The 21,337-nt window shown below is 61.2% G+C and carries 24 protein-coding genes and 1 tRNA gene; 15 read left to right on the top strand and 10 right to left on the bottom strand.

Going from position 1 to position 21,337, the window contains the following annotated elements:
• Nucleotides 1-29: 29 nt before the first annotated feature.
• The 4 genes from NKT35_RS19755 to NKT35_RS19740 form a co-directional block, all read right to left on the bottom strand.
• Nucleotides 30-1,247 carry an IS256 family transposase gene (locus NKT35_RS19755; protein WP_254296331.1) on the bottom strand — a complete coding sequence of 406 codons (1,218 nt, stop codon included), beginning with the start codon at nucleotides 1,245-1,247 and terminating at the stop codon, nucleotides 30-32.
• 303 nt (nucleotides 1,248-1,550) lie between these two features.
• Nucleotides 1,551-2,078, bottom strand: coding sequence for a Rossmann-fold NAD(P)-binding domain-containing protein (locus NKT35_RS19750; protein ID WP_254296329.1), 528 nt, complete (start codon nucleotides 2,076-2,078; stop codon nucleotides 1,551-1,553).
• 3 nt (nucleotides 2,079-2,081) lie between these two features.
• Nucleotides 2,082-2,297 carry a hypothetical protein gene (locus NKT35_RS19745; protein ID WP_254296327.1) on the bottom strand — a complete coding sequence of 72 codons (216 nt, stop codon included), beginning with the start codon at nucleotides 2,295-2,297 and terminating at the stop codon, nucleotides 2,082-2,084.
• A 375-nt stretch (nucleotides 2,298-2,672) separates the two neighbouring features.
• A complete protein-coding gene (locus tag NKT35_RS19740; protein ID WP_254296325.1) occupies nucleotides 2,673-2,915 on the bottom strand; it encodes a BssS family protein in 243 nt (80 codons plus the stop codon).
• Nucleotides 2,916-3,080: 165 nt separating this feature from the next.
• Between NKT35_RS19740 and NKT35_RS19735 the strand changes: the two genes are divergently transcribed.
• The 7 genes from NKT35_RS19735 (at nucleotide 3,081) to NKT35_RS19705 (ending at nucleotide 7,208) form a co-directional block, all read left to right on the top strand.
• Complete coding sequence (locus tag NKT35_RS19735) at nucleotides 3,081-3,218, top strand: hypothetical protein (RefSeq protein ID WP_254296323.1); 138 nt, start codon at nucleotides 3,081-3,083, stop codon at nucleotides 3,216-3,218.
• Nucleotides 3,219-3,278: 60 nt separating this feature from the next.
• On the top strand, nucleotides 3,279-3,614 hold the full coding sequence (locus NKT35_RS19730) for a hypothetical protein (RefSeq protein ID WP_254296321.1): 336 nt from the start codon (nucleotides 3,279-3,281) through the stop codon (nucleotides 3,612-3,614).
• Nucleotides 3,615-3,687: 73 nt separating this feature from the next.
• Nucleotides 3,688-4,077 (top strand): hypothetical protein, encoded by a 390-nt coding sequence (locus NKT35_RS19725; protein WP_254296319.1) that lies wholly within the window; start codon nucleotides 3,688-3,690, stop codon nucleotides 4,075-4,077.
• Nucleotides 4,064-5,011, top strand: a complete 948-nt coding sequence (locus tag NKT35_RS19720; protein ID WP_254296317.1) for a recombination-associated protein RdgC — start codon at nucleotides 4,064-4,066, stop codon at nucleotides 5,009-5,011. The genes NKT35_RS19725 and NKT35_RS19720 overlap by 14 nt, the downstream gene beginning before the upstream one ends.
• 41 nt (nucleotides 5,012-5,052) lie before the next feature.
• On the top strand, nucleotides 5,053-5,403 hold the full coding sequence (locus NKT35_RS19715) for a hypothetical protein (RefSeq protein ID WP_254296315.1): 351 nt from the start codon (nucleotides 5,053-5,055) through the stop codon (nucleotides 5,401-5,403).
• A 34-nt stretch (nucleotides 5,404-5,437) separates the two neighbouring features.
• Nucleotides 5,438-6,844 (top strand): DNA cytosine methyltransferase, encoded by a 1,407-nt coding sequence (locus tag NKT35_RS19710; protein WP_254296313.1) that lies wholly within the window; start codon nucleotides 5,438-5,440, stop codon nucleotides 6,842-6,844.
• Between the two features lie 88 nt (nucleotides 6,845-6,932).
• Entirely contained in the window at nucleotides 6,933-7,208 is a 276-nt protein-coding gene (locus NKT35_RS19705) for a hypothetical protein (RefSeq protein WP_254296312.1), read from the top strand.
• Here NKT35_RS19705 and NKT35_RS19700 read toward each other — a convergent pair.
• Both NKT35_RS19700 and NKT35_RS19695 read right to left on the bottom strand, forming a co-directional pair.
• Complete coding sequence (locus NKT35_RS19700) at nucleotides 7,205-8,125, bottom strand: tyrosine-type recombinase/integrase (RefSeq protein WP_254296310.1); 921 nt, start codon at nucleotides 8,123-8,125, stop codon at nucleotides 7,205-7,207. The two genes, NKT35_RS19705 and NKT35_RS19700, sit on opposite strands and share 4 nt — an antisense overlap.
• Before the next feature lie 247 nt (nucleotides 8,126-8,372).
• A tRNA-Leu gene (locus NKT35_RS19695) sits at nucleotides 8,373-8,457 on the bottom strand.
• Between the two features lie 180 nt (nucleotides 8,458-8,637).
• Here NKT35_RS19695 and NKT35_RS19690 point away from each other — a divergent pair.
• On the top strand, nucleotides 8,638-9,327 hold the full coding sequence (locus NKT35_RS19690) for a Bax inhibitor-1/YccA family protein (protein WP_254296308.1): 690 nt from the start codon (nucleotides 8,638-8,640) through the stop codon (nucleotides 9,325-9,327).
• Nucleotides 9,328-9,453: 126 nt separating this feature from the next.
• Here NKT35_RS19690 and NKT35_RS19685 read toward each other — a convergent pair whose 3' ends face one another.
• The 3 genes from NKT35_RS19685 to NKT35_RS19680 all read right to left on the bottom strand — a co-directional run bounded on the left by NKT35_RS19685 (nucleotide 9,454) and on the right by NKT35_RS19680 (nucleotide 11,664).
• Nucleotides 9,454-9,933: a hypothetical protein gene (locus tag NKT35_RS19685; protein ID WP_254296306.1), complete on the bottom strand. Its 480-nt coding sequence runs from the start codon at nucleotides 9,931-9,933 to the stop codon at nucleotides 9,454-9,456.
• Nucleotides 9,934-10,218: 285 nt separating this feature from the next.
• A complete protein-coding gene (locus tag NKT35_RS24070) occupies nucleotides 10,219-10,353 on the bottom strand; it encodes a hypothetical protein (protein WP_256493413.1) in 135 nt (44 codons plus the stop codon).
• A 120-nt stretch (nucleotides 10,354-10,473) separates the two neighbouring features.
• Complete coding sequence (locus NKT35_RS19680) at nucleotides 10,474-11,664, bottom strand: vWA domain-containing protein (protein WP_254296304.1); 1,191 nt, start codon at nucleotides 11,662-11,664, stop codon at nucleotides 10,474-10,476.
• 97 nt (nucleotides 11,665-11,761) lie between these two features.
• Between NKT35_RS19680 and NKT35_RS19675 the strand changes: the two genes are divergently transcribed.
• From NKT35_RS19675 to NKT35_RS19665, 3 genes are read left to right on the top strand one after another with little or no spacing between them, the layout of a single operon-like run.
• Complete coding sequence (locus NKT35_RS19675) at nucleotides 11,762-13,192, top strand: coniferyl aldehyde dehydrogenase (RefSeq protein WP_254296297.1); 1,431 nt, start codon at nucleotides 11,762-11,764, stop codon at nucleotides 13,190-13,192.
• 2 nt (nucleotides 13,193-13,194) lie between these two features.
• The gene (locus NKT35_RS19670) at nucleotides 13,195-13,710 is read left to right on the top strand and encodes a twin-arginine translocation signal domain-containing protein (RefSeq protein ID WP_254296295.1); all 516 of its coding nucleotides are present in this window, start codon (nucleotides 13,195-13,197) and stop codon (nucleotides 13,708-13,710) included.
• Nucleotides 13,707-15,323, top strand: coding sequence for a GMC family oxidoreductase (locus NKT35_RS19665; protein WP_254296293.1), 1,617 nt, complete (start codon nucleotides 13,707-13,709; stop codon nucleotides 15,321-15,323). Before NKT35_RS19670 ends, NKT35_RS19665 begins: the two co-directional genes overlap by 4 nt.
• A 2-nt stretch (nucleotides 15,324-15,325) precedes the next feature.
• Here NKT35_RS19665 and NKT35_RS19660 read toward each other — a convergent pair whose 3' ends face one another.
• Nucleotides 15,326-16,120: an AraC family transcriptional regulator gene (locus NKT35_RS19660; RefSeq protein ID WP_254296291.1), complete on the bottom strand. Its 795-nt coding sequence runs from the start codon at nucleotides 16,118-16,120 to the stop codon at nucleotides 15,326-15,328.
• A 114-nt stretch (nucleotides 16,121-16,234) separates the two neighbouring features.
• Between NKT35_RS19660 and NKT35_RS19655 the strand changes: the two genes are divergently transcribed.
• The 4 genes from NKT35_RS19655 (at nucleotide 16,235) to NKT35_RS19640 (ending at nucleotide 21,245) form a co-directional block, all read left to right on the top strand.
• Nucleotides 16,235-17,431, top strand: a complete 1,197-nt coding sequence (locus tag NKT35_RS19655; protein ID WP_254296289.1) for an FAD-dependent oxidoreductase — start codon at nucleotides 16,235-16,237, stop codon at nucleotides 17,429-17,431.
• 201 nt (nucleotides 17,432-17,632) lie between these two features.
• On the top strand, nucleotides 17,633-20,341 hold the full coding sequence (gene gyrA, locus NKT35_RS19650) for a DNA gyrase subunit A (RefSeq protein WP_254296286.1): 2,709 nt from the start codon (nucleotides 17,633-17,635) through the stop codon (nucleotides 20,339-20,341).
• Nucleotides 20,341-20,808, top strand: a complete 468-nt coding sequence (locus tag NKT35_RS19645) for a PaaI family thioesterase (RefSeq protein ID WP_254296285.1) — start codon at nucleotides 20,341-20,343, stop codon at nucleotides 20,806-20,808. The genes gyrA and NKT35_RS19645 overlap by 1 nt, the downstream gene beginning before the upstream one ends.
• A complete protein-coding gene (locus NKT35_RS19640; protein WP_254296283.1) occupies nucleotides 20,805-21,245 on the top strand; it encodes a PaaI family thioesterase in 441 nt (146 codons plus the stop codon). The genes NKT35_RS19645 and NKT35_RS19640 overlap by 4 nt, the downstream gene beginning before the upstream one ends.
• Nucleotides 21,246-21,337 lie beyond the last annotated feature (92 nt).

Raw genomic sequence — 21,337 nt, 5'->3', positions numbered from 1 at the left:
GGAAAGGGGCTTTGCATGCCGAAGCCTATTTATGCAACAAAGCCGAACTGAATGGTAAAGCGAGTCAGCGCTGCCTTCCAATCCCGAATCGGCATGGTCCACTTCTGACTGATGTTCCTTAGCGCCAGATAGAACAGTTTCAGCAATGCCTCATCACTCGGGAACGAGCCCCGATTCTTGGTCAGCTTTCGCAGACTCATATTCACCGACTCGATGGCATTAGTGGTGTAGATCACTTTCCTGATCTCCGGCGGGTAGTCGAAGAATGGCGTCAACCGAGCCCAGTTGCGCCGCCAGGACTGACCAATTGGCAAATACTCGTCATCCCACTTGGCCTCAAACTCACCTAGCCGCTGCTCAGCTTCGTCGAGGGTGGCCGATTGGTAGATTCGCTTCAGGTCGGCGGCTACTTCAGCACGCCGCTTCCACGACACGTAGTTCAGGCTGTGTCGCACCATGTGCACGATGCACAACTGCACCGCTGCTTTCGGGAAGACCGCCTCGATCGCTTCCGGGAAACCCTTCAGACCATCGACGCAGGCGATAAAGATGTCCTGTACGCCCCGGTTACGCAGCTCGGTCACGACCTGAAGCCAAAACTTGGCTCCTTCCGTCTGAGCCAGCCACATCCCCAGAACCTCCTTCTCTCCAGCCAGGGTAATACCGATGGCGAGATAGACGGCTTTCACACGTACAGCTCCCTCACGTACTTTCACGTGGATGCAGTCGAGGTAGATGATCGGATAGAGCGAGTCCAGGGGGCGAGCCTGCCACGCCTTGACCTCTTCTGTGACGGAATCGGTGATGGAGGAGATCAGGCTGGGCGAGACCTCGGTGCCGTACATCTCTTCCAGATGGGCCTGGATTTCCCGAACAGTCATACCACGGGCGTAAAGCGAGATGACTTTGTCGTCGAAGCCGGTCCAGCGGGTCTGGTGCTTGGGAATGAGTTGCGGCTCGAAGGTACCCTGGCGGTCTCGTGGCACTTCGATAGGCAATTCGCCGAACTCGCCCTTGAGGGTCTTGCGGCTCTTGCCGTTCCGGGTGTTGCCGGCTGGATTGAGCACCGGCTCGTGTTTGCTATGGCCGAGGTGTGCGGCCATCTCAGCATCCAGTGCTTTCTCGACCAGCAGCTTGGTCAGTTGCTTGAGTAGGCCGTTCTCACCGATGAGGTCTTCGGGCTTCTGATAGTCGGCCAGCAAGCTGTCCAGTAGTGTGTCAGGTACGTCGTGTTTCTTTGAGCTCATTGTGTCTCCAGACTAGGTGGCAGTTTCCTGCCAAATGTCCGTTTACACAAAATTCAGTACACGCCCCCGCAGCAGTTCGAAGAAGCAGCCCTGAGTTTTCCAGACAAACCCTTGAATCTAACGAACGGATCATCCATTTCCGTAGCGCTACCCAGCTGTTGTGCCAACTCCGACGTTTCAGGCGGAAGGGCAAGCCAACCGTATTGCAGCAGACTGGTGCGCAATGTGGATGCTACCGAGTTTGAACGACCACAGCAGAGGAATGCAGACGGGAACGAACGCTGCGTCAATCAGCGCCAGCCCTCAAATCGAGCCCACCACGCAGTCGTTTTGGGTCTCGATTGCCTGAATGACTCCGCGCGATATTTCATCGTGCGTCAGCCAGCGTAAAGATCCGTCATGCTCCGGAACGGACCCCAGTACGACGGCGGTGTAGCGGCAGCCGGCTTGCACAACCTCAAGGCGGCGCTGTGCGACCCGGTCCTGCACGTTGCCCCCGCCGCTGCCGTGGATATCGACAATGCGGCAGTTAGAGTTGCGCACCATATCGAGCAAGCCTTGCCTCGTGTCTCGGCCGGATTGGTGCATCCAAAGAACGATCAGATCGGGTGGGAAACGATCGATTACCGGCTTCGTCGCAGCGAGGAAAGCCGGCGCGGTGGTCCAGTCCGCGGAGACGCCGTTCGCGCCGGAAAGCCCTAGTCTCTTTGCGGTGGCGTGACTATCCCGAGAAACCAAGATGAGCTGCGAGGCGTGGTCGGCCAGATACAGCGTCGCTTTTGCGAGCATTCCAGTGCCGCCGACGACAAGGGCCGTTTTGAATTTCATCATGAATCACTCTCGGATAAGGCTCTTGTCGGAAGGCTTTTTGGTGAGAGCGGCTCTGTTGCGCGCCGTCATGCGAGCTTGGTCCTCGGCAAGAATGGCATCCGCCAAGCCATACAAGGCCGTGACTACCTCGCTGTCTGATACGTAGCCATCGCCTTCCATAGAAGCCAGCCGGCCGGCCTCAAGGGTTGCGGCAAGGCGTAGTGCTTCTGCTCTGTCCATGCTTTTCCTCCTTGGCTGTTCGTTGGGCAATGTTGGATGCCCTGGTGAAGGGTCAAAGGTCGGCTCGCTTTGACGTTGTCTTGGCTCCAGGCGCCGGCCAGCGAGCCGGATAGATTTTACAGCAGAAAAATGCACTCGGCATTCTGATTGAACGGCGTTGCGTTGCAGCGGCTTGCGCAATGCTTCAGCTCATCCACGCCCGGCCCGCGCCGGGCTTTTTGTTTACCTGGCGCGTATAGCGCAAGGCGTGTGCCTTGCAGGATAGAAGGGACATGAAAGCCCGCAGGCTGGATGCGGTGGAGACCCTCTTGCCGCTACCCAGCACGCAGGCCGATATAAGGAGGCGAAAAGTGGAAACGAACCATGCTGTAAGAATCAGTGCTGAGGATGTCCGTCTGCTGTTTCGGCGACGGATTCAATCAGACGAGCTTGCGCCAGCAATTTCTCCCCAAGCTCCCGTGCAACCGCTGGCGTCATGCCGTATGTCCGATCAGCAATGGGCTGATCTAAGGGCTGCATTGGGTTGGCAATAAACGAGGGGCGGAAGAGGAGGTAAGGCTGGCCTTTCACTTGGTAAAGATCCCAACCGGCCAATGGAAAGACATCTATATCGGACATGTTTTCGCTCCGGAATGATGTTAAGCGGTATGCGCAGGATAGTCGCTTTGAGAGCAGGCTCGCGGCAAGCCTGGCCAAACCGCCGATACGTCTGAGCGGCAATAAGTGCTCAGCCATTCCCCACGCCCGGCCCCGCGCCGGGCTTTTTCATTGCCAGGAGGTGCTATGCGTTTCACCGAAGTCATCATCGGCTGGATCAGCGAGGAGCTGGCCGATTTGTACCGCCGGCAGGGCAAACGGCTGCATTTTGAGTTTTTCAGCCGCTATGGCCAGCCGGTGCATACCGCAAGGCGCGCGCTGTGAGGCGCGTTTTTTCCATGGTTCTGGTTTGCCTGGCGGCTGCTGGGCAATGGGAGAGCGACAATGTTCAGGAAGTCTCTTTATGCGGCGGCTTTGCGGCATGCGAGCCAGCAAATGATTGATGCGACGCATCAGCTGGATTTGCGGCGCGATGACTTTGATTTGGTGGAGGGGCTGGCGCAGGAGGCCAGGGACGTGGGCTTAAGCGGCGAGGCGATGTTTTCGCCGCCGGCCACGCCGTATCTGAAAGTGCAGCCGCATGTGGAGCTGGTGCCCCGGCTGGCCGAATTAGCTGCGCGGCGCGGGCTGAACCTGGCGCCCAATCATGCGGGTTCTTGGCTGCTGGTGGGCCGGCGCGGTCCGGTGCGGACGGCCATTGAAGTGAGAGAGCAAGCGTAAGCGTAAGCGTAGACAGTACCCATCACCATGATTGTGGCCCGCAAATGCGGGCCTTTTGTTTTGGAGGGTGTCCATGGAAAGCGCTGCAAAGAAGAAGGGGCGGATCAAGCTGGAGAAGTTCAGCCAGCGGGTGGATCTGCGTTTGTATGACCCGGAGCACAGCCTGTCGATGGGCTGCGCGCTGGTGGAGTGGGAGGCGATGCCAGGCAGTTATCCGCTGTCGGCTGGCCACCTGTTCACAGCCGCGCTGCTGGGCGCGCGCAGGGAGTACTCGGCTTTGCTGAAAAGCTTGGGGCTGCGCCACCGCTGGCATATCGCCAGCAGCTGCGGCGGCAGCATGTCGGTGCTGGAGCTGGATTTGAAGCTGGCAAAGGCAAAGGAGGAGAAGATGCCGCTGACGCTGAAGAGCCTGGGCATCCGTTCGGTTCATTTCGTAAAGGAGAGCGCGAATGTGGTTTCGTAATGCTGCGATCTTTAAGTTGGGCGAACCGCTGGATGCGGTGCGGCTGGAGGAGGCCTTAGGCAAGCGGCCGTTTCAGCCTTGCGGCGGGCTGGACTGGTTCAGTGAGGGATGGGCGCCGGCGGCGGCGCACTTGGAAGGCATGGTGTACCGCGCGCGGGAGCGCCAGCTGGTGCGGCTGCGGCGTGAGGACAAGATTCTGCCGCCGGCGGCGATCAAGAAGGCCCTGGCGGAGAAGGTGGCGGAGATTGAGGCCAGGGAGGGGCGCAGGGTTGGCCGCAAGGAGCGGCTGGCTTTGAAAGAGCAAGTCACGGATGACCTGCTGCCCAAAGCCTTGATGAGGGAAAGCAGCATTCCAGCCTTTATCGCTGGCGGCTGGCTGGTGGTGGATGCCAGTGCTTCCAGCAAGGCGGAAGGGCTGGTTTCCAAGCTGCGCGAGGCCTTGCCGCCGTTCCCCGCCACGCTGCCGCGCACCCGAATGGCGCCGCATGCCGCGATGACGGATTGGCTGGCCGCCGGCGAGGCACCGGGTGGCTTCGAGCTGGACGAGGACGCGCTGCTGAAAGACAGCAGTGAAAACGGCGCCGTGGTGCGCGTGAGCCGGATCGACCTGACCAGCGACGAGATCCGCCAGCACATCGCCACCGGCAAGCAGGTGGTCAAGCTGGGGCTGATCTGGAACGAGAAGATCCGTTTCCAGCTGACGGACACACTGCAGCTCAAGCGCATTCAGTTCCTGGATGTGCTTCAGGACGAGGCCAGCCAGGCCGGAGACGACCGTGAAAGCCTGTTCGAAGCCACCTTCCTGCTGATGACCGAGGAACTGGGCGAGCTGATCCATGCGCTGGTGGCGGCGTTAGGTGGTTTGGAACAGAGCCAGACCGTGCCATTCACTGCTGCTGCGGCCGCCGAACTGGTGGAAATGCCCGGAGCCTGAATCAATCATCACCGGGCGCCGGCGCGCCCATCGAGGAAAACATGAACCCTATCTACGCAATGCTATTCATCGTGCCGAATCAAGGCGGCGAGGGCGGCAAGCCAGAACGCCAGCGCGTGGATCCAGCGCCAAGCGCGGCCGGGCTGGATGATGCCGATCAGGGCCAGATGCCGAGCCCAGATGAAGCAGCAAGCCAGCTGGGCGCGCTCCGGCAGCAATTGGCGCAGCTGCAGCAAGAGGCCGCGGCCTATCGGGATGCGCTGGAGCGAACCGAGGCGCAAATGGAGAGTACGGACAAGGAAAACGACGCGCTGCGCGAGGCGCTGAACCTGATGCGCTTGCCGATGGATCTGCGCAACTATGCCATCGACCTGGCGAGTGGTGTGGCGTGACTAGCGGATATCTGGGCTTTGGACGGGAGGCAATATGATCCGGTTCGGTTCGGTTTGCAGCGGCATCGAGGCCGCGAGTGTGGCGTGGCATCCGTTGGGCTGGCGCGCGGCCTGGCTGGCGGAGATTGAGCCGTTCCCGTCCGCCGTGCTGGCGCACCACTACTCTGACACGCCAAACCTGGGCGACATGACAACCATCGCCCGCCGCGTGCTGGTGGGCGAGGTGGAGGCTCCGGAGCTTTTTGTGGGAGGTACGCCATGTCAGGCATTCAGCGTGGCCGGCTTGCGGGAGGGGCTGGCGGATGAGCGCGGCGCGCTGACAATCAAATACGTGGAGCTTGCTGATGCAATTGACTTTATTCGACGTCGGCGCAGGGAGCCGGAGGCGGTCATCGTCTGGGAAAACGTACCGGGCGTACTCTCGTCGCGCGACAACGCTTTCGGTTGCTTCCTGGGCGCGCTTGCCGGAGAAAGCTGCGAGCTGCAGCCATCAGGGAAGAAATGGACGAACGCTGGTTGTGTGTTTGGACCCGCGAGAGCAGTCGCATGGCGGATCCTTGATGCCCAATATTTCGGAGTGGCCCAACGCCGCCGCCGTGTGTTCGTTGTCGCAAGCGCTAGAAAGGGGTTCGATCCCGCAGCGGTACTTTTTGAGTTCGACGGCGTGCGCCGGGATACTGCGCCGAGCCGTGAAGCGGGCGAAGAAGTTGCCGGCGCTCTTACATCGAGCCTTGGCCGACGTTGCGGGGTGCCTGACGGAGGAGGCACCTCAGGACTCTTGCAGCCGGTAGTTGGCACAAGTACATGGCCTGTCAGCCATTGCCTGAATGCTGGAGCAATGGGGCGGATCGATTTTGAAACCGAAACCATGGTGGTGCATCAGGTAGCTGGCACGTTGCAGGCAGGCGGAAAAGCTGCTGGTTCGGCAACTCAGCAGGACGCGGAAAGTGGGTTGCTAATCCCGGTCGCAGTGGCGGGCACGCTTACCGGCGGCGCTCGCAAGCGAGGCGGCTACAGTTGCGACGATGCGCCTATCGTAGTCCACGGCACCCAAGACCCGGATGTAAGCATCAACCTCGCCCACACGCTTGGCCGAAATCAGGGGCAGGAAAACGCTGTATTGTCCGTCGCCTTGCGAGGCCGCGATGGTGGCGCTACCGCCGAGTTGGGCGATGACGTCGCCGGCTGCCTGCGCGCCAGCTCCGGAGGCGGCGATAAGCCGCATGTCTTGGCCCAAATGCGGGTTCGCCGGCTGACGCCGACGGAATGCGAGCGGTTGCAGGGTTTCCCTGATGGGTATACCGACGTCCCTTTTCGCGACAAGTCGGCGGCAGATGGCCCGCGCTACAAGGCTATTGGCAACAGCAAGGCGGTTCCGTGCGTGGCTTGGCTGGGGCGGCGAATTGAAGCCGCGCTGAGGTGCCATGGTTTTGGCAGGTAAGGATGTGAGCAGGGAGTGGGGCGGTTGCTACGCCGTAAATCGTGTTTTCAGGGCTGCCATATGGCGGCCCAGATTTTTTGGAGGAAGTATGGATGCGAAACTGATTGAAGTACTGGCTGAGTTGGCAAGAAAACTGGATGGCATGGGGGCGCAAGTCCCGGTCGATAAGGTCTTGTGGTCCCCAGCCATGTGCGCCAAATACCTCGGTGTGTCCGAGCGGCACTTCAGCGAAAGGCTTTCGCTTCAGCGAGGCTTTCCCGAGGCTTTCAACGTGGCGGCCGGCGAAAAGCGCATGGATCTGCGATGGAAGGCCAAGGACATCATGTCCTGGGTGGAGCGGAAGCGGGTCCGGCGTGCCGCCTAGTCCAGCAGGCTGGCCACGCCTTCCATATTCGGCGCGTAGTATGTGTTTTGCAGTATCCGCAAGTCCCGGTGGCCGCTCACCTTGGCCAACGTCATCACATCAAGCTTGCTTGCCATCCTGGTCAGCGCCTCCCGGCGCGAGTCGTGGAAGTGCAAGTCCTCAATCAGCGCTTTGTCCTTGGCGCGCCTGAAAAGCGCGTCAAGGTTTGCCGCTGTCAGATCGAAAACCGTATCCTTCCCCTCTGTGGCCTGCATAACCTGCTTCAGCAATCGGATTGCCTCTCGCGACTGCGGTACATCGCGGGAGTGCCCGTTCTTGCTGGTGGGGATATGGACCAGGCGCTTATCGAAGTCAACTTCATCTGGCCGGATCCGGCAAATCTCCCCCGCACGCATAGCAGTCTCAATGGCATATAGCCACGCCGCGGCAGCGCGGCTCATTTGGGTCAACGGAGCATCATCCTTCCGGTAGCCGCAGGCCAACAGGATTGCTTCTGTTTCTTTCTCCGTAGGCCGCCGGGACCGGGCCTTGACCGTGTCAGGTTTCTTCACGGTGCTGATCGGGTTCGTGGTCAGCCAGCGCCATTCCTTGATGGCGATATTGCAGGCGTGCATCAGGATGGCCCACTCTCGGCGGACGGTTAGCTGGCTGACCGACTTCAAGCGTTCATCGCGCCAGGCGGCGAAAGTCTCGGGGCCGATGTCCGGCAGGCGGGTTTCGCAAAGGGCAGGGTACTCGCGGATAAACAGATCGATGCGGAGTTGTTCCCAGCGCGCGCCCCTCTTTGTGACGCTGACTTCCTTGGCGTATCGCGTCAAAAGCTCGCCAAATGACCGATTCGGAATGCTACCGATACGGCCAGCATCAATATCGGCTTCCATTTGGGTTGCCCATGCAATTGCATCGGCCTTGCGCATGAATGTCTTTGAGCGGCTGGTATTTCCTTTGCGGACGCGGACGCGCCACTTGTCGCCTCTGCGATCTATTACGGCCATTTCTTGGTCCAATCCTTGGTCCAGATTTGGTCCAGATTTGGTCCAAACTATAGCGTATTACGGCGGTTTGCGCAGGGTTGCGCCGAGGATGCGATTCTTGGGAAAGCCTTTATTTGCGGGCTTTGGAGGGTATTTATGGGGTATAACGGGAAGGGGGTAAAACCAGGGATGGTGCGAAAGGAGAGACTCGAACTCTCACGCCTTGCGGCGCTGGAACCTAAATCCAGTGCGTCTACCAATTCCGCCACTCTCGCAACATCTTGAAAAGCGTGGGCGGTGCGCCCATCTACTCAATCAAGAGAAGGGCATTGTGCCATGGACTGCTAAATATTACAAGCACAATTCTATCGATGGAACTTATTTCCCTCGGCATGCTCTCATGCGTACAATCCCAATAATTGTTCTAAACGAACCCTCCCAAGGAGAGAAACAATATGCACCCGAACCTTGAATCGGCCTATCAATCGACCTCTATGGCCGACGTGCGCCATAAGGTTCTGCGCAACACTTATGGCTTGCTCGGCCTGTCGATGATTCCCACCGTAATGGGCGCCATCGTCGGCACCAATATGAATTTCAGCTTCATGAAAGCCAGCCCCATCATGGGCTTCGTGTTGATGATGGCGGTGTTTTACGGCCTGGTGTTCGCCATTGAGAAGAATCGCTACAGCTCAGTCGGCGTATTCCTGATGCTGGGCTTCACTTTCCTGATGGGCGTGCTGCTCGGGCCGCTGCTGCAGTTCGCATTGAAGTTTTCCAATGGCGGCCAATTGATCATGACTGCGGGCGCAGCCACCTCGGCGGTGTTTTTCGTCATGGCCGGCATCGCCAGCACCACCAAGCGCGACTTGTCTGGCCTGGGCAGCTTCCTGACCGTCGGCGCCGTTGTGCTGATGATCGCGGTCGTGGCCAATGTGTTCTTGAGAATGCCGGGCTTCCAGCTGATGCTGTCCGCCGCCTTTGCGCTGTTCAGCTCGCTGATGATTCTGTGGCAGGTCAAAGTTGTGGTGGATGGCGGCGAAAACAGCTACATCTCCGCCGCGCTGTCCATCTACATCAGCATCTACAACCTGTTTACCAGCCTGCTGCAGTTGCTGCTGGCCTTTGCTGGCAACCGCGACTGATTACTGAATTCGTCAGACAAAACCCGCCCTTTCAGGGCGGGTTTTTTATGGGGCGGCAAGGTACGGCCGCCCTGATTCGGCCAAGATCGTTCGTCTTGCGATGACAGACCTTGGCTGAAGCCCGGCTTACGGCCAGAGCTGGCAGTATTCGGTGCTGGCTTCGTAGTTGCTGCTGGTGGAGCCATCCGCATTGATCTTTTTGACCCAGCCATTCGGCTGGCGGCGGCTAGGCTTGACGCCGCAGTTGTTGTGCACCCAGTGGATGCCCACGCCGCTGCTATACAGCTGGCCGCACAGCTCCAGGCGGTCGCCTTGCTGAATGGTGTTGAGGGGGTAGGGAACGTCTTCGCCGGCAGTGTCGTAACCAGAGGCATACACATTGTCCATGGCCACGTCGTAGGTGCGGCCATCTTGATCGGCGCGCAGCGACACATGGGTATGGGACAACTCTACGCCGTTCAATTGCTGGCCATTGGCGAAAGAGGGGCCGCTGACCACGGTGCCTGTCAGGTAGCTGCCGGCGGCGGCGCGGCAGGCGGATTGGCCGTCGGCCAGGGCGACGCAGGAAAGGCTCAGCAGGCAAGCAGCCAAAGCGAGTTTCTTCATTATTTCATGACCTTTGCTTTTGTTGATGGTGTGTTTGAAGCGCGGGCCATTTTAGTCAAAACGCATCAAAACTATGTTTACATTTCATTAAAATTCGTGTCTTTATTTGTATTTGTTTAATATTTTGTTAAAAGTCTCTTGGCGTTAAGATTGTTTGCCCCTTGGCGCGCTTAAAAATCGCGTGGCGCGAGCGCTTGCCGGCATGCGATGCGCAGGAATGGGGCTGCAGGAATGCAAAAAAAACGCGCCAATCGGCGCGTTTTTCGTGGCAAAGATGCGGGAAGGTCAGCGGCGGCGCTTGGCTTCGTCCGTTCTGATGCGGATAGGCACCAGCTTGCCCTGAGGTTGATCCGGGGTGGCCAGCAATTTGGCGACGGCAACGACCGCGATGACAAGCGCGGCGAAAAGTAAGATTTGCATATGCGACTCCCCGTGACTGATGTGAGGCTCGACTAGGAATATTACGTAGGCCTCTAAGTCCATTCTGGGCTACAAGCCGGCCTGGACTCAAGGAGAATTTTGTGTGCTTGCGTTAAATTTTCAAGCCATGGGCGCGGATTTCTTCAAGGCGCGCATCGCTTGATCCAAACCCGCCACGGTTAAAGGATGCATGCGCTGGCCGAGCAACTGCCGGATCATGCCTATCGATTGCGTGTAGGACCAATGTTCTTCCGTCATCGGATTGAGCCAGACCGCGTGGCGGAAGTGCTCCAGCAGGCGCTTGAGCCAGGTTTCGCCGGATTCTTCATTCATATGCTCCACGCTGCCGCCGGGGAAGGTGATTTCATAAGGACTCATGCTGGCGTCGCCGACAAAGATCAACTTGTAATCGCGGCCGAAAGTATGAATCAGATCCCAGGTGTTGAAGCGCTGGCTGTGGCGGCGGTTGTTGTCTTTCCATACTGATTCATACACGCAGTTGTGGAAGTAGAAATACTCCAGATGCTTGAACTCCGCTTTCACCGCGGAGAACAGCTCTTCGCAGGAGCGGATGTGGTCATCCATCGAGCCGCCGACGTCGAATAGAACTAACACCTTGACGCTATTATGCAGTTCGCGCTGCATTTTCAAGTCCAGCAGGCCTGCCTTGCGCGCGGTGGCGGCGATAGTGGCGTCCAGATCCAGAATTTCTTCGGCGCCGTCGCGGGCGAACTCGCGCAAGCGCCGCAGCGCCACCTTGATATTGCGGGTGCCTAACTCGACCTGGTCGTCGAAATTGCGGAACTCGCGCTGATCCCACACTTTCACCGCCCGGCGATGGCGAGACTCATGCTGGCCGATGCGGATGCCTTCCGGATTGTAGCCGTAAGCGCCAAATGGGCTGGTGCCGCCCGTGCCTATCCATTTATTGCCGCCCTGGTGGCGTTCTTTCTGCTCTTCCAGGCGCTGGCGCAGGGTTTCCATCAGCTTGTCCCAGCCCATGCCTTGCAATTGGCGCTTTTCTTCCTCGCTCAGATATTTTTCGACCTGCTTGCGCAGCCATTCTTCCGGAATGGCGCGCTGCAAGTCCTCCAATGACGACTCCAGTCCTTTGAAGCGCTGGCCAAACACCTGATCGAAGCGATCGAAGTACTTTTCATCCTTCACCAGCGCGGCGCGCGAAAGGTAGTAGAAATCATCCAGATTGCCGAACGCGACATTTTGTTGCAGCGCCTCCAGCAAGGTGAGAAATTCTTTCAGAGTAACCGGCAGTCCGGCTTGGCGCAGCGCGTAGAAAAAGTCGATCAGCATGGCGGAAGGCGAGATGACAGCTAGGTTGAGGGGTGATAGTCTAGGCTAGAGCCCAGGCTCTAAACATTTGTTTGGCTACTATTACAAGGATAATACTATGGACGCCATCAAAATGCCCGTACGGGATCACAGCGATCTGCTGGAGGCCTTTTCCCGACTCAAAGCGGCGTCAGCTGCCAATGCCCACCCGCCGCAGAATGTCCGCAAGCAATGGCTGAATGCGCTGGAGCGCTTGATTCAAGACAATCGAGACGCCCTGATCGACGCCGTCAGCCGCGACTTCGGCCATCGCAGCGCGGTGGAAACGCGGCTGGCGGAGCTTTTCCCCACATTGGAGGCGATCCGCCACGCGCGCCGCAAATTGGCAGGCTGGATGAAGCCTAAACGCCGCGGCGTGTCGATCTGGTTTCAGCCGGGCCGCGCCAGCGTGCTGCCGCAGCCCTTGGGCGTGGCGGGCGTGGTGGTGCCATGGAACTATCCCTTGTTTCTGTCCTTCGGCCCAATCGTAGCCGCGCTGGCCGCCGGCAATCGGGTGATGGTGAAAATGTCGGAATACACGCCGGCGACCGGCGAGCTGCTGGCGTCGCTGGCCGAACGTTATTTTGGGCCGGAAGTGCTGGTCGTAACCAATGGCGGGGCCGATCTGGCCCAAGCCTTCACCCGGCTGCCCTTCGATCATTTGCTGTTCACCGGGTCCACGGACGTCGGCCGGCATGTCATGCGCGCGGCGGCGGACAATCTGACGCCGGTGACGCTGGAGCTGGGCGGCAAATCGCCGGCGCTGGTGACGCGCGGCGCGGATTTGCGGCGCGCGGCCGAGGCCATCGTCGCCGGCAAAATGCTCAATGCGGGGCAGACCTGCGTCGCGCCGGACTATATTCTGGTCAATGACAAGGATTGCGGCTTGCTGCTGGATGAAATCCGCGCCGCCGCGGCGCGGGCCTATCCCAGCCTGGCCAACAATCCGGACTACAGCGCCGTCATCAATGACAGGCACTATCAAAGGCTAAGCGGCTGGCTGGAGGCCGCGCGGCAAGCGGGAGCCCGGATAGAGGAGGTGAACCCCGCGCGCGAGGAGCTGGCCGCCGTCCGCAAAATGCCGCTGACGCTCGTGCAACGCTGCCCGGAAGACGCCGCGCTGCTGCGGGAGGAAATCTTCGGGCCCATCCTGCCGGTAGTGACATACGACAAATTCGACGAAGCTCTGGCCTATATCAATGCCCGGCCAAGACCGTTGGCTTTATATCTGTTTGACAACGACGACTTGCGGATAGAACGCGTCCTGAAGGAAACCGTCTCCGGCGGCGTTTGCGTCAACGACACCTTGCTGCATGTGGTTCAGGACGGGTTGCCGTTTGGCGGCGTCGGCCCCTCTGGCATGGGGCATTACCATGCTTATGAGGGTTTTTTGACCTTCTCCAAGCTCAAACCCGTTTTCCGGCAGAGCCGCCTGTCCGGCAGCTGGATGACGCGGCCGCCCTACGGCGCATTGGTGGAAGGCTTGCTCAAGCTGATGCTGCGCCGCTGATCATGCTGAGCCGCCGTCGATTTCTCACCTTCGCCACGCTGGGAGGCGTGGCGGTGGCCGCTTATTGGGCCACGCCCGCGGCCGAGCCTGGCGCATACCCATCGCTGCCAGCCGGCATAGGCTGGCTGAATCAGGCGGACGCGCAGCTGGTGGCCATACTGGCCCCGGTGATGTTGGGCGTGCCGAACCTGCCGGTGGCGACCGTGGTGGCCGGCGTGGACAAAGTGATTCGCAGCCTGCCGGAATCAAGCCGAAAGGAGATCAGGCAATTGTTCGATTTGCTGGAAAATCGCTGGGCCCGCCGTTGGCTGGCGGGAGTGCGCCGGCCTTGGCGCAAGGCCAGGGCCGAGTATTTAGCCCGCTTTCTGCAGCGCTGGCGCACCAGCCGCTTCCAGCTCAAGCGCAGCGTCTATCAAGGCTTGCACCAGCTGATCAACGCCGCCTGGTATGGCAATCCCGACAGCTGGGCGGGGCTGGGCTACAGCCTGCCGCAACATGTAGTGCGAGCGCTGCCGTGAGCGATGAGAAAATACCCGATCCCTTGCGCGCGGGGCTGGCGCAAGGCTGGAAAGTGTTTGACGGCGCCAAGCAGGTTCAGGACCTGGAATGGCGGGCCGACGTATTGATCATCGGCAGCGGCGCGGGCGGCGGCATTGCGGCTGAGCGCCTGGCGCTTGCCGGCTTGGACGTGCTGATTATCGAGGAGGGCGGATTCTACACCTCCAGCGATTTCCGCCTGCGCGAGGACAAGGCCTATCCCGAACTGTACCAGGAGTCCGCCGGGCGGCAGACGCTGGATAAGGGCATCTCCATTTTGCAGGGCAAGGCCGTGGGCGGCGGCACCGTAGTCAACTGGACCAGCTGTTTCCGCACGCCGCCCGACACCCTGCGCTGGTGGCAGGAGCGTTACGGACTGACGGGCCTGTCGCGGGAGGCGATGCGTCCTTGGTTTGAAAAAGCCGAGCAGCGGCTGGGCATCATGGATTGGGATGTCACGCCCAATGGCAATAACCTGGTGCTGGAGCGCGGCTGCCAGGCGCTGGGCTATCGGCACGCCCGGATACGCCGCAATGTGCGCGGCTGTTGGAATCTGGGCTATTGCGGCATGGGCTGCCCCACCAATGCCAAGCAATCCATGCTGGTCACTTGCATTCCCGAGGCGCTCAAGCGCGGCGCGCGCTTGCTGACGCGAGCGCGGCTGGAGCGGCTGCAGGCGGATCAGGGGACCGGGCGGATCGTCAAGGCCCACGGGGCCTTGCTGGAGGCGGATGGCTTGCGGGCCAACGGCAGGCGCTTCACCATCAGCGCCCGCCATATCGTGCTGGCCGCAGGCGCCATCGGCTCGCCGGCCCTCATGCTGCGCAGCGGCCTGCTCGATCCGGCCGGCTTGACCGGCAAGCGAACATTTCTGCACCCGGTGGCGCTCAGCGCCGCCATCATGCCGGAAAAAATCGAGCCATATAACGGCGCGCCGCAGACCGTCTATTCCGACCATTTCATGCACACGCAGTCGCTGGATGGGCCGCTGGGCTTCAAATTGGAAGTGCCGCCCATCCACCCCTTGCTCGCCAGCGTCACCTTTCCCGGCTTCGGCAGCGAACAGCTGCAGCTCTTGCAGCAATTCCCCCATTTGCACGCCACGCTGGCCTTGCTGCGCGATGGCTTTCATCCGGACAGCGAGGGCGGCGAAGTCAAGCTGCGGGACGATGGCGGCCCGGTGCTGGATTATCCGCTGGGCGACGTCATATGGGATGGTGTATACCGCAGCTGGATGGTGATGGCGGAAATGCAGTTCGCCGCCGGCGCCAGCCAGGTCATGCCCTTGCATGAGCGGGCCGAGCCGGCAACCAGCTGGAAACAGGCAAAGGCGATGATTGCGGATCTGCCCCTGCAGCCCTTGATGGCCAAACTGATGAGCGCCCACGTGATGGGCGGCATGGCGATGGGCGACGATCCCACGCGCGGCGTGGTGGACGACTACGGCCGCCATTGGCAATGGCGCAATCTGACGGTGCTGGACGGCTCGGTTTTTCCGACCAGCGTCGGGGCCAATCCCCAACTATCGATTTACGCCTTTGCCTGGCGCGCGGCGGAGAAATTGGCGGACATCCTGCGCCGCGAGGCTGGCTGATTTCAATCTTGCCCTTCCGGCTGGGCGGCTGGACGCTCCTGCGCGGCGAAGCGAGCGGGCGTGACGCCGAAGGCGCGGCGGAACAGCGCGATGAAATTGCTGGGCGAGGCGTAGCCTAGCTCATCGGAAATCGCCGCCACGGCGGCGCCCTCTGCCAGCCTGGCCATGGCGTGGCATAGCCGGGCCTGCTGCCGCCAATGAATGAATTTCATCCCGGTCTCGGCCAAAAACAAGCGTCTGGCATTGCGTTCGGACAGGCCCGCTTCGGCCGCCAAGCCAGCGAGGGCGACGCTTTCGCCCGGATGCTCCAAGATGCGTTTCGCCACTTTGCTCAAGCGCGCGTCCTGCGGCAAGGGGAGATGCAGGGGCTCGACGGGCGCGAGCCGGATTTCATCCAGCAGCACGGCAAGCAAGCGCTCCTCTGCGGGATTGGCGGTGTGATCCATAGGCCATGAGGATATCCGCCGTATCAGCTCGCGCATCAAATCGCTAATGCCCAAGACCCTGGGATCAACGGGCAGGGATGCGCAGGCCTGCGGCGGCGCTTTTGCGACCCAGCCCCGCAATGCGCCGCGTATCTCTATCCGGTGCGGCATGCCAGGCGGTATCCAGCCCGCGCGTCCGGGCGGCAGCAGCCAGTGGCCACCTGGGGTGCGCACATACACCAAACCATTCTCGACGCAAAACAACTGTCCGTGCGGATGGCTGTGCCAATCGTATTCGCGGCTGCCAAGGCGAAACGGGTTGCCTTCCTCGTCAGTGGCGCGCAGCACGCGCAAAGCGGGGGTTTTCGTCATGGGATTGGCCGATTTTCACTATTTTCTTTCCGAATCATATTATCAGGCATGGGAGCTTGGGATGCAAAATGCATGAACGAGGCCGAGGCGTCTCAATGATTTCGGGAGGATGAAATGAACAAGGCAGTTTTGAACGTGGCGATAGTCGGGGCCGGCCTGGGCGGCCTGGCCTTGGCGCAGGCATTGAGCAGGTCCGGCGTAGCTTGCCGCGTATTCGAGAGAGATGCCGCATTGGATAGCCGACCGCAAGGCTATCGAATCCGCATCGACACGGCAGGCCGGTCGGCGCTGGCGCAATGCCTGGCGCCTGAGGCCTATCGTTTGTTCCTGGAGCGTTGCGCCCAAAGCGCCGGCGAGGGCCGTTTTTTCTCGCCCGATTTGTCCGCGTGGCCAGGCGCCGTGCCGGAGAGCTGGCGGCCCGCGCATGCCGAAACAAGCGATGAGGACGGCGATCGCCGCGTCCACCGGCAAACCCTGCGCGAGATTTTGCTTGGCGGCATAGCGGATCAAGTGCGTTTCGATTGCGCGTTTCAGCGCGTGGAGCGCGTGGGAAGCCGCTTGCGGCTCCAATTCTCCAATGACGAGACTTATGTCTGCGACGCGCTGGTCGGCGCGGACGGCGCTTTCTCCGCCGTGCGGCGCTTTTTCGCGCCGGAGGCGGATCCGCCCAAGACGGGCGCGGCTTGCCTCTATGGCCGCGCGCCATTGGACGGCTTGCATGATCCCTTGATATCGGCGCTGCAAGGACCCGGCGTTATTTTTGATCAGGGCTTCATGATGGTGCTCGATCCGATGCGGCTCGCTCATCCGCGGGCTGAGCCGGCTCGGCGCCATGCGCCGGACAGGGCGCTCAGCGCGGTCGAGGACTACTGGTATTGGGCTTTGTTCACGCAATCGGACCGCCTGTCTGCCGAGACTGCGCTGGCGCAAGCCGCCGCGATGACCAGGCATTGGCATCCGGCGGTGTGCGGGATGCTTGAGCAAGCCAGCGGCGCCACTCTGGCGGCCATTCGCTGCGCAGAGCAGGTCCCGACGCTGCCGGAGCCGCATGCGGTGCTATTGGGCGATGCCGCGCATGTCATGAGTCCGGCTGGCGGCCTGGGCGCCAATACGGCCCTGCAGGATGCGGCGAGCCTGGCCCGCCGGCTGACGGCTGCCGCGTGCGGCGAGAGCGGATTGACGCAAGCCTTGTCGGCCTACGATCAAGAAATGCGGGCCAGGGCCAGCCGCGCCATGCGCCTGTCCCGCGAAGGCGAAGCGCGGGTGTTGGCTATCGCCGCCCACGCCGGCCAAGCGCGCGTGGGCTTGTGATGCGGCGCGTGGCGTCAGGCTGGCGAAGCGCTTGAAGCGCGGCGGCGCGGATTGTTCGACAGGCAGTCGGGGGCAGGCATGGAACAGGGGTTTCGTGCTAGAATGGCGGGATTGTCTTCATGCAAGCCTGCCTGTTTTTGGCATGCGCCCCGCGCGCCGGCCGGACAGGCAGTCTGATCATCCTTACGAATCAAGAAACTTATGACCGAGAACCAGTTCGCCAAGGAAACGCTTCCCATCAGCCTCGAAGAGGAAATGCGCCGCTCTTACCTGGATTACGCGATGAGCGTGATCGTGGGCCGCGCGCTGCCCGACGTGCGCGATGGCCTGAAGCCGGTGCACCGCCGGGTGCTGTACGCCATGCACGAGCTCTCCAACGACTGGAATCGCGCGTACAAGAAGTCGGCCCGTATCGTTGGCGACGTAATCGGTAAATACCACCCGCACGGCGACACCGCCGTGTACGACACCATCGTGCGCCTGGCGCAGGACTTCTCCTTGCGCTACCCGCTGGTGGACGGCCAGGGCAACTTCGGCTCGGTGGACGGCGACAACGCCGCCGCCATGCGTTACACCGAAATCCGCATGGCGCGCATCGCGCACGAGCTGCTGGCGGACATCGAAAAAGAAACGGTGGACTTCGGACCGAACTACGACGGTTCCGAACACGAGCCGCTGATCCTGCCGGCCAAGGTGCCGAACCTACTGGTCAACGGCTCCTCCGGCATCGCCGTGGGCATGGCCACCAATATTCCGCCGCACAATCTGAACGAGGTGGTGGACGCCTGTCTGGCCCTGCTGGCCAATAGCGACATTACCATCGACGAATTGATCGACATCATCCCTGCGCCGGACTTCCCGACCGCCGGCATCATCTACGGCACCGCCGGCGTCAAGGAAGGCTATCGCACCGGCCGCGGCCGCGTGATCATGCGCGCGCGCACCCACGTCGAACCTATCGGCAAGGGCGACCGCGAAGCGATCATCGTCGACGAGATTCCGTACCAGGTGAACAAGGCCCGCCTGCTGGAGCGCATCAGCGAACTGGTGCGCGACAAGCAGATCGAGGGCATCTCCGACCTGCGCGACGAGTCCGACAAGTCCGGCATGCGCGTGGTGATCGAGCTGAAGCGCGGCGAAGTGCCGGAAGTGGTGCTCAACCACCTGTTCAAGATGACCCAGCTGCAAGACAGCTTCGGCATGAATATGGTGGCGCTGGTCGATGGCCAGCCGCGCCTGCTGAATCTGAAGCAGATTCTGGTGGAATTCCTGCGCCACCGCCGCGAGGTGGTGACCCGTCGCACCATTTTCGAACTGAAGAAGGCGCGCGAACGCGGCCACATCCTGGAAGGCTTGGCCGTGGCGCTGTCCAATGTGGACGAGATCATCGCGCTGATCAAGTCCTCTGAAGCGCCGCCGCAAGCCAAGGCTTCCTTGATGGCCCGCCCTTGGCGCTCGTCCCTGGTGGAAGACATGCTGTCCCGCGTCGAAGGCGATATGGCGCGTCCGGAAAACATCGATCCGTCCTTCGGCCTGAAGGAAGACGGCTACCACCTGTCGGAAACGCAAGCGCAAGCCATTCTGGACATGCGTCTGCAACGCCTGACCGGCCTGGAGCAGGACAAGATCGTCGGCGAATACCGCGACATCATGGACGTGATCCTGGACCTGTTGGACATCCTGGCCAAGCCGGAGCGCATCAGCCAGATCATCGCCGACGAACTGAACGCCATCAAGCTGCAGTTCGGCGACGCGCGCCGCTCGGAAATCGAGCCCTACGGCGGCGACATCAATATCGAAGACCTGATCACCCCGCAGGACATGGTGGTCACGATTTCGCACAGCGGCTACATCAAGGCCCAGCCCATCGACGACTACAGCGCCCAGCGCCGCGGCGGCCGCGGCAAGCAGGCGGCGGCGACCAAGGACGACGACTTCATCGAAACGCTGTTCGTGGCCAACACACACGACTACGTGCTGTGCTTCTCCAGCCGCGGCCGTTGCTACTGGCGCAAGGTGTACGATCTGCCGCAAGGCGGCCGCCAGAGCCGCGGCAAGCCCATGGTCAATGTGCTGCCGCTGGAAGACGGCGAGAAGATCAACGCGCTGCTGCCGATCAGCGAGTTCCGCGACGATCAATACGTGTTCATGGCCACGGCCGACGGCACGGTGAAGAAAACCCCGCTGCGCGCCTTCTCCAAGCCCCGCGCGGCCGGCATCATCGCCATCAATCTGGACGAAGGCAATTACCTGGTCGGAGTGGCGCTGACCTGCGGCAAGAGCGTGGCGGGCCAGGGCGATGACGAAGATGAAGCCGTGTCCGAAGACGAAACCATCATCGAAGGCGAGCTGATCGAAGACGCGCAGTCCATCGAAGGCGACCAGGTGATGCTGTTCTCCGACGCCGGCAAGTCGGTGCGCTTCAGCGAAAGCCAAGTGCGCCCGATGGGCCGCACCTCGCGCGGCGTGCGCGGCATGAAGCTGGGCGAAGGCCAGAAGCTGATCTCGCTGCTGGTCACCAACTCCGCCGAGCAAATGGTGCTGACCGCCAGTGACGGCGGCTACGGCAAGCGCACCCGCGTCAGCGACTTCCGCCTGACCAGCCGCGGCACCCAGGGCGTGATCGCCATGGATCTGACCGACAAGACCGGCTTCAAGCTGGTGGCGGCCAGCCTGGTGGAAGAGACCGACGACATCATGCTGATCACCACCGGCGGCGTGCTGATCCGCACCAAGGTGGCGGAAGTGCGCGAAACCGGCCGTTCGGCCCAGGGCGTGCGCCTGATCAATCTGGACGAGGGCGAGAAGCTGATCGGTCTGGAAATCGTGGCCGAGTCCGAAGCCGAATGCGCGGAAGCCGAGGCGGAAGGCGGCGAAGCGGCCGGTTCCGCGGAGCAGGGCGAAGCCTGATGATTCCGACGCCCGCCAATCCCCGGGTGCTGGAGGCGATGAGCCAGCTCTTCGTCTCCTTTCCGCACTGCGCCACGCTGGGTTTCGAGTACGTCGGAACGGACGGCCGCAAGCCCACGCTGAAGCTGCAATGGCGTGAAGACCTGGTCGGCAATCCGGCTACCGGCATCTTGCACGGCGGGGTGATCACCTCGCTGGTGGATACCTGCAGCGCCATCGCAGTCACCGCGCATCTGTCGGAAATCGAAACCATCGCCACGCTGGATTTGCGTATCGACTACCTGAAGTCGGCCACGCCGGGCAAGGCGATTCATTGCCGGGCGGAGTGCTACCGCCTGGCCAGCCAGATCGCCTTCACCCGCGCGGTGTGCTATCACGACGACCCGGCCGATCCCATCGCGCACGGCGTCGCCACCTTCATGCGTGAATCCAGCCGGACGCCGATGCTGCCGGAGGGCGCGCAATGAGCGAATTCATGCAACGCTTCGCCGAACTGCGCGATCGCAAGGCTTTTGGCGAAATCGTCGACGCGCTGCCCTATGTCAAGCTGATGGGCACCATCCTGAACGAGGACGAGCAGGGCGAGCTGCGCTTTGAACTGCCTTTTCTGGCGCGCAATGTCGGCAATACCTCCTTGCCGGCCCTGCACGGCGGCCTGATAGGCGGCTTCATGGAAAGCGCGGCGATGATACATCTGATGTGGAATCGCGAATCGCTGGAAGCCCCCAAGATTGTCGATTTCTCGCTGGACTATCTGCGCCCGGGCCGTCCGCAAACGCTGTTCGCCCGCTGCGAGATCACCAAGCAGGGCAAGCGCGTGGCGCATGTGCTGATCGAAGCCTGGCAGGAGGACCGCGCCAAACCGGTAGCAGTGGCGCGCGCGCACTTTCTGCTCTCCAACTGAGCGGCGGCATGCCTTCAAAGACGCAAACCGGCGTATCCTATAAAGGAACGCCGGTTTTTTTATGATCTGCCTATTGCCAATGGCCGACCAGG

Source organism: Chromobacterium sp. IIBBL 290-4, from assembly GCF_024207115.1.
GTDB lineage: Bacteria > Pseudomonadota > Gammaproteobacteria > Burkholderiales > Chromobacteriaceae > Chromobacterium.
The sequence above is the reverse complement of the archived record's forward strand: the minus strand, read 5'-3'. Positions and strand labels throughout refer to the sequence as shown.